At 44.9% G+C, this 8,424-nt stretch carries 8 protein-coding genes; 1 reads left to right on the top strand and 7 read right to left on the bottom strand.

What is annotated here, in order from left to right; genetic code table 11:
• Positions 1-252 precede the first annotated feature (252 nt).
• From ACI0FR_RS16310 to ACI0FR_RS16340, 7 genes are all read right to left on the bottom strand, one after another.
• Positions 253-1,041: an ABC transporter ATP-binding protein gene (locus ACI0FR_RS16310; protein WP_374834723.1), complete on the bottom strand. Its 789-nt coding sequence runs from the start codon at positions 1,039-1,041 to the stop codon at positions 253-255.
• Between the two features lie 13 nt (positions 1,042-1,054).
• Complete coding sequence (locus ACI0FR_RS16315; RefSeq protein WP_374834725.1) at positions 1,055-1,906, bottom strand: ABC transporter permease; 852 nt, start codon at positions 1,904-1,906, stop codon at positions 1,055-1,057.
• On the bottom strand, positions 1,899-2,903 hold the full coding sequence (locus ACI0FR_RS16320) for an ABC transporter substrate-binding protein (protein WP_374834727.1): 1,005 nt from the start codon (positions 2,901-2,903) through the stop codon (positions 1,899-1,901). The genes ACI0FR_RS16315 and ACI0FR_RS16320 overlap by 8 nt, the downstream gene beginning before the upstream one ends.
• A gap of 127 nt (positions 2,904-3,030) precedes the next feature.
• A complete protein-coding gene (locus ACI0FR_RS16325) occupies positions 3,031-4,248 on the bottom strand; it encodes an FAD-dependent oxidoreductase (RefSeq protein WP_374834729.1) in 1,218 nt (405 codons plus the stop codon).
• 43 nt (positions 4,249-4,291) lie between these two features.
• Positions 4,292-4,969, bottom strand: a complete 678-nt coding sequence (locus ACI0FR_RS16330) for a DUF2848 domain-containing protein (protein ID WP_374834731.1) — start codon at positions 4,967-4,969, stop codon at positions 4,292-4,294.
• Between the two features lie 19 nt (positions 4,970-4,988).
• Positions 4,989-6,335: an amidase gene (locus tag ACI0FR_RS16335; RefSeq protein ID WP_374834733.1), complete on the bottom strand. Its 1,347-nt coding sequence runs from the start codon at positions 6,333-6,335 to the stop codon at positions 4,989-4,991.
• A gap of 3 nt (positions 6,336-6,338) precedes the next feature.
• Entirely contained in the window at positions 6,339-6,725 is a 387-nt protein-coding gene (locus ACI0FR_RS16340) for a cupin (RefSeq protein WP_374834735.1), read from the bottom strand.
• Positions 6,726-6,955: 230 nt separating this feature from the next.
• Between ACI0FR_RS16340 and ACI0FR_RS16345 the strand changes: the two genes are divergently transcribed.
• The gene (locus ACI0FR_RS16345) at positions 6,956-7,858 is read left to right on the top strand and encodes a LysR substrate-binding domain-containing protein (protein WP_374834737.1); all 903 of its coding nucleotides are present in this window, start codon (positions 6,956-6,958) and stop codon (positions 7,856-7,858) included.
• Positions 7,859-8,424: the final 566 nt, after the last annotated feature.

The raw sequence follows: 8,424 nt of genomic DNA on the forward strand, positions 1-8,424 counted from the left end.
CCTTGGTGGCTTTTAAAAACAACCACACTATCGCACAAAAGCGGATCAGGAGGCCGTCCACCACATCAAGTCCAATGTTCAAGTTATATAACAGGTGCAGTTATTCCGGTCATAGGCGGTTACTAATTTGATAAATATAAAACGAATTTAGACCAAGTTATTGTTTCAAAATAATGCCTGTCAATTATTTAAACTAACAGGCCTTATTTTAATAAGTCCAATGATACCTTTAGAAAATATAAGTGTCCGTGTTTAGTTAGTTCGAGCGCCGGCGGTAATAAAACTTCGAACCTCTTCCTTGATGCGGTCTGATATGAATCGGTCTTTATGAGCATCAGTTGGAACTGGTATTTCAGCCATTAATCTTGCCGGAGCACCAAAAACTAGTATACGGTTTGCAAGAAAAATTGCTTCATCAATACTATGCGTAACAATCAGAAACGTTGTAGATTGTTCATGGGCAAGGGTCTTGAAATCCTGTCGCAACCTTGATGCAGTCACGTCATCTAGCGCGCTGAACGCCTCGTCGAGAAGAACCAGCTCAGGATTGGCAGCAAATGCACGGGCAATATTAACGCGTTGTCGCATCCCCCCCGACAATTCGCTCGGAAGAGCATTTTTGAACTGACTTAGCCCGACTGCATCCAGCCATTTAGCTGCTATATCTCGCCGTTTCTGTTGTTCCACTCCCTGTATCCGTAGTGCCAATGCCGCATTATCCGTGGCAGAAAGCCAAGGCAGAAGACGGTCTTCTTGGAAAATTCGGGCAATATGCCCTTTCTTTTTACGAACAAAATTTTCAACTCTTTGTCCGTCAATTCGTATCTGGCCGCTATCAAGATTTTTCAAGCCGAGAAGGCAATCAAGCAACACGGATTTACCCGCACCTGTCGGTCCAACAATCGCCACATACTCTCCAGATTGAACTGAAAAACTCAGATCAGCAATAGCGGAGAATTCTCCGCCATTAGTCTGGCGGAAACTCTTTCTTGCATTTTCAATAACGAGTTTAGGCATGCTTTCATAAGGTGAAGCAGACATTCCATTCCCCATTTTAGTTAATTCCCCGATTATCGTCACGCCAACGCAGAGCAATACGCTCAAGAAATTCAATCGCGTACGTCATAACCAGTGCCATCATTACAAGGAATAACGTCCAAGCCAGAACAGCAGACATGTCAAAAACATTCTTAGCCAAATCCAGCTCTTTACCGATACCAAAAGAGGCTCCTACCAGTTCAGCAACAATAACTGTACGCACAGCATTACCTACATTCAGCTTGGCCGCAGTGAAGGCAGATGCTTTTACATAAGGCCATAACAACAGACGTACGTGTTGAACTGGGTCTGCGCCAAAGGCGAGCACCATGTCGGTCAGCTTCCGGTCTACTGCACGCACCCCGTCATATACGCAGTAAATTGTGACTGGTGTGCACAACATAATCAGTACGAAACCGATGCGTAACTCAGTCGTCGAAAACCAGATGATTACAATAATGACCCAGTTTAAAGCTGGTATCCCCATTATAAATTTTACGAGAGGGCGTAAAAACTCATCGATTCTACGCGACAATCCCATGGCTAGGCCAATGGGAATACCAATTAACAAGGATGCAGAGACCGCGAGGATAAGCCTTGTCCATGTGATCAAGCCTTGTGAAAGCAGATCCCAATTAGTCAGAATATTCCAGAAACTTAAAGCGACGCTTTGTAAACCCGGAAAGAGATAAGGTTTTGAAAACTGGGCTGCAATTTGCCAAATCACAGCTATTACAAGAAAAGGCAGTACCTGCCGCCAAATACTTTGAAGCCACATATATCGTCTAGATGACGACATTTTGGATATTCCTGGCATGGTTTCGATTGCAAGCGCTCTAGAAGCGACATTTTTGTTTGAATTACTCATTCGTCGCCCCCCAATCATAATAAATGCCTTCATCAGGCAATTCAGTCAGAAAATTTACATCCTTAAAGCCGCGAAAAAGTGCATTTATATTATCTTTTTGTTCAATCGCTGGCTCGATCTTGAACTGCGTAATCCCGAATTTACGGCTCAAAGCAAGTGCTTCTAATGGTACCCGTGTAAATTCGGAAATGATCGCATCAGCCTCATCCGGTTTCTGATTGTAAAAACTTGCAGCCTCCTGCCACATTTTTAATGTTGAGGCTGCCCGCTTAGGGTTCCCATCAATCCATTCCTTCTGAGCATATGCTCCTAAATACCAGACAGGCGCATCCGAATTGATCGAAAGGGCTTGCCGGATACCGGCATTCATATCACCAACCATATGGAAATCATGTGTCAGCATTTCAGACAAAGCCGGATCAAACAGCAGCCCTGCATCGACCTTATCAGCCAGTAACTGCGTACGGACTGATGAAGGTGGCGAGTTGATGAGATTCAAATTGCGGCGAGGATCAAGGCCATTCTGCTTTAAAAAGAGCTCCGCCATACCATAAAAGCCGGAACTCGTCGTAGCAGCGATTGTTTTACCCTCAAGATCATGCGGGGTGCGTATTGCCGGATCCTTACTGATGAAAGCATGGTTAGCAGTCGAAATCGTAAATAGCAGTTGGAGTGGCACACCACGTACATAAAAATTCGCACAGTTATAGATGGCTCCGAAAATATGGCTCGTACGTGAGGAAGCCAGATCAGAGTATAAAACAGAAGGGTCGCTGTACAGATTTACATCGAAATCCAAGCCATTTTGTTTATCGAGTTCCAGCTTCTGGATAATAGGAATGAGAAATGATCCATTAGATGGTGGTGCAAGCCCCCCAGCGCCAGAACGGTTTACCTGTGCCCACGCCGCCTCATGTCCAAGCATTCCTGTTGTGGCAGCCGCTCCGAGGCCAATGGTCTGGAGCATTCTTCTGCGTGTTAGAATTAAGTTTTTCATTGTAATTCCTCCCTTTTGTTCAAAATTCTATCTGTTTACGAATTTTCATCCGTTATTTTATTATTGATAAAATTTTGAATAATTAATTATTGCTCTATAATCATCAGACGAATATTAGCCACCTAGATTATTCGGCTGCCTCTGCAAGTAAGGCATCAGCACGGTCCAACGAATCCAACATTGCTATGCGTCGCAGAAGTTTTCGTCCCAATTCAGGATTATTCGCTGCTGATCTGATCTCATTACGGAATCTAGACCGGTCAGCCTCATCTTTCGCTTCAAGGTTTCTTTTATTACGAATAGTATCTCCTTGAATTGCTTCAAGAGTTACTGTTCTGCGCTGATGATCATAGTCAGAAAGAATGGACGATTTAGCAGTTTTGTTGATTACAGGTCCCAGCTTGCTGGTAAGACAAATCGCATCATGAATACCACCATTCATCCCCATACCACCAAGCGGATTGTTAATATGCGCAGCATCGCCAACCAAAAACGTGCGCCCTTTCTTAAACTCTGCCGCAACACGCTGATGTACCCGATACAAAGTTTTATGCATAATCGGGCAGTCCATATGATCTGGCACAACCCGTCTTAACGAAGCGGTTACATAAGCATCGGACGTTGCTTCCTCATCACTCATTTCCGTAGGAACCGGCATCATTACTCTCCAAGCGCCCAAGATACGTAGAAGAAAATACCATCTCTCCGAGTCTGCCACATAAGTCACAGACGATAAGCCAGGACGCAACATTTCGAAGTCAACCGGGGTTGTCATAACCAGAAACCGCTCTGGCCAAGTAAAGCCTTCAAATTCTATATTCTGGTCACGTCGGATAATACTGTTTGCCCCGTCAGCACCAATCAGCCAAGAGCAATCCAACTCTTGATCGAGACCATGTTGACGCACGATAATGCGTACACTGTCTTCATCTTGAGAAACAGAAATTACTTCACTATCAAAAGAGATGGAAAAAAGCGGATTACTTTGCAAGACATCCAGAATAATGCGTGTCAGCTTGAATTGTTCTGCTTGAAGCCGGAAAGGATGACGGGTCAGGTCGGATATGTCCCCGAAATTAAATGTTCCAAGAACACCATCTTCAGATGAACAATATTGAACAGTCGGCGCTTTCAAACCTTGTTTAATCAGTGCATCAGCAAAACCCAGATCCTCAAGAATATCCAAAGTCGGTGGGTGAAACGTGGATGCGCGGGATTCAGTGCTCAGATCGCTGAGTTTTTCTAGTACAAGAACCGGAATTCCCTGACGAACAAGATCTGCTGCAGCAATCATACCTACCGGTCCTGCCCCAGCAATGATTACTGGATGGGGTTCTTTTTTCATATTTCCCTCGATATCCTTATATTATGCAATGAATAAGAAGTTTTCAGGCGCGCACCGGCATGACCTGAACATCATAGCTGCTGGCGATCGTGCGTTTTAAAACCGGATCATACAGCTGATATTCAAAGCGCGATGCTGGACGTATGGAGCCAATAACAGGAAGTGTGCCGCCAAGAAGAACCGTACCATCCTCAATGGTCTCATAACCCGACATTTTTGAAAGCAGCTCATCTGGATGCAAAAGGTTTTTAATACCTCCCTCCTGATATGTGACCGCTTCTCCGTTCTCTGTAATGCGCGAGCTCAAAAGCAGACGATCCCAATGGGGCAGAACTTCAGCCAGCGGCCAAAGTTTTGATGCGCAAGGCTTGTCACACATTTGTTTGGATAAAGTGACATCAATTGCTTCTGCTTTGCGATCAGTATGATCGGAAGCTGCGCCGACATAAGTTTTACCTGAGTGCCTGATCAGGAAATATTCGACTTCACCACTACTATCCGGTCCAGAATTTTCCAAAACATGGCACGGAGATAGCCGCGATGCAGACACGCGATAAAAGAGCGGAGTGCTAGTGGGTCTTTTAATACCCAAAGCTTCCAATTCAACAATATGATGCTCAATTGCTGCCTGATTACGTCCGGCCCAACCGGCAATAATCAACTTGCGTACCGGAATATCAACATTTTCAGAGCCTTCATGACTCTCGATTTCAAATTTCATTGTATTTCTCCGAAATGCGCTACATTACGTAGTGCGCACACATGTTTGATACGCCTTGAGCAATTTCAAAAAGCCGGCGATCTGCATTGCGATGGCCCATTAACATCAGTCCTACAGGGGCTTTTTCACTGGAATGAATGGGAACTGAAATAGCGCCGCTCCCGAACATATTGGCCGGCGAGGTATTTCTTAAAAGCAGCTTGTTTATGCGGTAATACTCATCCTCATCAGCCAAAGTCATGATCGCAGGCGCAACAATGGGAACAGTGGGCATGGCCAATACATCAAATTCAGATGACTCATCAGCGAAAAGCAAAGAGAGTTCTTCCCGCTTGAGTAAAAGTTTTGAGTATTCTATTTTTGTGATGCTCTTACCAGCCTCGATGCGCTTTCGAATAAGAGGGTCGTACAAATTTGCTTGTTTTGCTAATAAATCCCGATGCCATGCATAAGCCTCTGCAGCAACTATGCCGCCATTAGAAATCATTTCTCCAAGTCTGGAGAGCGATTTAAAATGTACCTTCGAAATAACCGCACCACTTGCGGACAGTTGTTCCAGGGCCTGTGAGAACGCTGCGGCGACCTCATCATCCAGATCATCAAGCATATAGTTAGCGGGAACCCCCACCCGAAGCCCCGAAACCGATGCAGTATGGAGAGAGCTAATTTTCTCACCACGCAAAACTTGATCTAGTATCGCACAGCATTCTACTGAATTGGCAATGGAGCCTATACTGTCTAGACTAGGCGACAGAGGCACAATACCATTGCTTGAGATCGTGCCGGCACTCGGTTTGAAGCCAACCAACCCGCAAAGTGCTGCCGGTATACGGCACGAGCCGCCGGTATCTGTTCCGATTGCTGCGATGCACATGCCATCCGCCACTGAAACAGCAGCCCCTGAAGAGGAGCCACCCGGTATCCGACCGGTTGCTCTGTCCCAAGGGTTAAGCGGGGTTCCGTAATGTGGATTGATGCCTATGCCGGTATAAGCGAACTCTGACATATTCGTTCGGCCAATCAGAACGGCACCTGCGGAAAGCAGCCGCTGTGTGACCGTACAATCATCATCTGCCACATGTTCACTCAATACACGAGAGCCAGCTCTTGTGATGTCGCCGCGCACATTGAACAAATCTTTAATCGACAGAGGTATGCCAGCAAGCGTCCTGCTATATTTTGACATGTCAGTACGGTCTGCCGCATGTGCCTGCGCGATTGCCGAAGCACGAACACCTCCGATAAAGGCACGCGAGCCCTCACCTGACGGATCCAGAATTCGCGAGATAGCAAGTTGCGTCAATTCTGTGCTTGTGCTCTTACCTGATGAAAGCTCGGCAAGCGCTTCTGATATAGTTTTCCTCATATCTTAGACCGGATCGAAATAGTGAATTTCGAGCAAAAGGCAGCCTTGCTCAGACTTGAATGGCCCGTGCCAAGCATCTGGCGGCCGGACAGCATAGGTATAACCTGAAAAGGGAGTGCCTCCTTTGCCGGCTGCATCATTACCGACTGTCAAATCTCCGCTAACAAGAAAAACCTCCTCCCAATAATCATGTACGATCGGCTTGCTTGAAAAAAATCCTGCCGGAAACTTCAAAAGACGAGTTCTGCTGCCTTTTTTATTTTCCGTGTCCAATTCGCCTGAAAGAATTTTTTCTAAAGCACCAGACTCTGGATCATAGCCATCTGGCAACTGCCAACCATTGTTCATATCTATTGTATGAAACTCATCATGAAGTTTATTAACACCCATTCTGCCCTCCCAAAACAGATTTATGTGTTCCTTATGCCTGTGGAAAAAATAGCGGCCCCCATTTCAACAGGGGCTTCAACGGGTGTAACTAGAAAGTATCACCGCTAGAGGCGTATATTTTCTATCCGTTCCAACTTCACACACAGAGTATCTGCTTTAAATGTAAGGTGTCTTGTGCATATTGAGCAAACGATATATATCGAGGACATCTTGAGTTTTTGGAACTAACTATGCGACGCAAGTTACCTAGCTTGACAGCTTTGACCGCCTTCAACGCAGCTGCTAATCACCAAAGCATTACGCGTGCTGCTGATCAGTTATCATTGACAGAAAGCGCAGTATCCAGACAGATATCTCAATTAGAACAACAGCTTGGAGTACGACTCTTTCACCGAATTAAAAAAAGAATAGTATTAACACATGCTGGAACAGCCTATGCATCAAGAGTAGTTCACCTTCTCAAGACACTTGAACGAGATACTTTTGAGGTCATGGGTTATGAAGCAGACGGGACAGTTCTTGAAATTGGCGCATTGCCAACCGTTGGTACACAGTGGCTCATACCTCGTCTTCCAAGCTTTTATGCGAGCCATCCGAAAGTAACAGTTAATGTCAGTGCACGAAGCGTTCGCTTTTTCTTTAGCGAGACTGCGTTAGACGGCGCGCTCTATTTCGGCCAACCGGACTGGCCTGGTACCTATGCTGATTATCTTTTTGATGAAATGCTGGTTCCAGTAGGCAGCCCTCAATTACTTTCCGGAAAGAAGAAGCTTGCTGCCGAGGATATCGTAAATCTACGCCTTTTGCATCTGGCAACGCGCTCTGACGCATGGCGGTTATGGTGCACAGCCGCCGGCATTGAATATGTGAACGTCATGCGGGGCCCACGCTTTGATATTCAATCAATGTTGATAAGTGCTGCCTGCTCTGGCATCGGAGTAGCGTTATTGCCTCGGTTTCTAATTTCTGATCAATTGCAAACTGGGCAGTTACAGATCCTTTCATCATTATCAGTTTCTGGAGGTGGACAATATTTCTTCTCCTATCCCCAAGAAAAATTAAACGACCCGCTGCTAACGGAATTTCGTTCTTGGTTGCAAGTACAAGCTAAAATTTTTAAGGAAAATAACTAGTTATTTAGGATCATTATCCATTTAAAAAGTAAACATTCATGAACTGCCCCTATACCCTGCATTTTCAGGAAAGCATGGCTAAACGGGGGAGGCCGATCATAGTAAAATCACACAACTGTTTAACCCTTGCGACGATCAAGCGATCAAGGTTGTGCGAGCTTTGTGCAAAAGACAGATCGCCATTTTCACCTGACGGGCATCATGTGTGTTGGTTGAAATTTTTTTGCGTCTGACGGAGAATCTTGACATAAGATATAGTATGATTAACTGCGAATTCAGAACGACCGCTAGCATGACTATGTAAAAAAGAGGTTCTCACTAATACGTATAAGTTTATTTGTTAATACAGCAAAAAACTTAGTCTAAGATAATTCGAGACAACAAAAGAGATATTATATTACTGGGTAAGGTAGAACGGATGCGCTAAACATTGAAACTTAGTTATATCGGAAAATTCCGTTCCATAATCCATCTTATCAAATTCATATTTATAACAGCTATATAGAGATGCGACACTTGGGCAAATTAGAGATGCGACAGATTTTGCAGCTCATGCCCTGTTCAAA

Origin of the sequence: Paenochrobactrum sp. BZR 201-1, assembly GCF_044987585.2 — a bacterium.
GTDB lineage: Bacteria > Pseudomonadota > Alphaproteobacteria > Rhizobiales > Rhizobiaceae > Paenochrobactrum > Paenochrobactrum pullorum.

What these genes read in the sequence shown, in the direction of transcription:
- ACI0FR_RS16310 (WP_374834723.1), bottom strand. Translation starts at nt 1,041, where the DNA reads ATGTCTGCTTCACCTTATGAAAGCATGCCTAAACTCGTTATTGAAAAT.
- ACI0FR_RS16315 (WP_374834725.1), bottom strand. Translation starts at nt 1,906, where the DNA reads ATGAGTAATTCAAACAAAAATGTCGCTTCTAGAGCGCTTGCAATCGAA.
- ACI0FR_RS16320 (WP_374834727.1), bottom strand. Translation starts at nt 2,903, where the DNA reads ATGAAAAACTTAATTCTAACACGCAGAAGAATGCTCCAGACCATTGGC.
- ACI0FR_RS16325 (WP_374834729.1), bottom strand. Translation starts at nt 4,248, where the DNA reads ATGAAAAAAGAACCCCATCCAGTAATCATTGCTGGGGCAGGACCGGTA.
- ACI0FR_RS16330 (WP_374834731.1), bottom strand. Translation starts at nt 4,969, where the DNA reads ATGAAATTTGAAATCGAGAGTCATGAAGGCTCTGAAAATGTTGATATT.
- ACI0FR_RS16335 (WP_374834733.1), bottom strand. Translation starts at nt 6,335, where the DNA reads ATGAGGAAAACTATATCAGAAGCGCTTGCCGAGCTTTCATCAGGTAAG.
- ACI0FR_RS16340 (WP_374834735.1), bottom strand. Translation starts at nt 6,725, where the DNA reads ATGGGTGTTAATAAACTTCATGATGAGTTTCATACAATAGATATGAAC.
- ACI0FR_RS16345 (WP_374834737.1), top strand. Translation starts at nt 6,956, where the DNA reads ATGCGACGCAAGTTACCTAGCTTGACAGCTTTGACCGCCTTCAACGCA.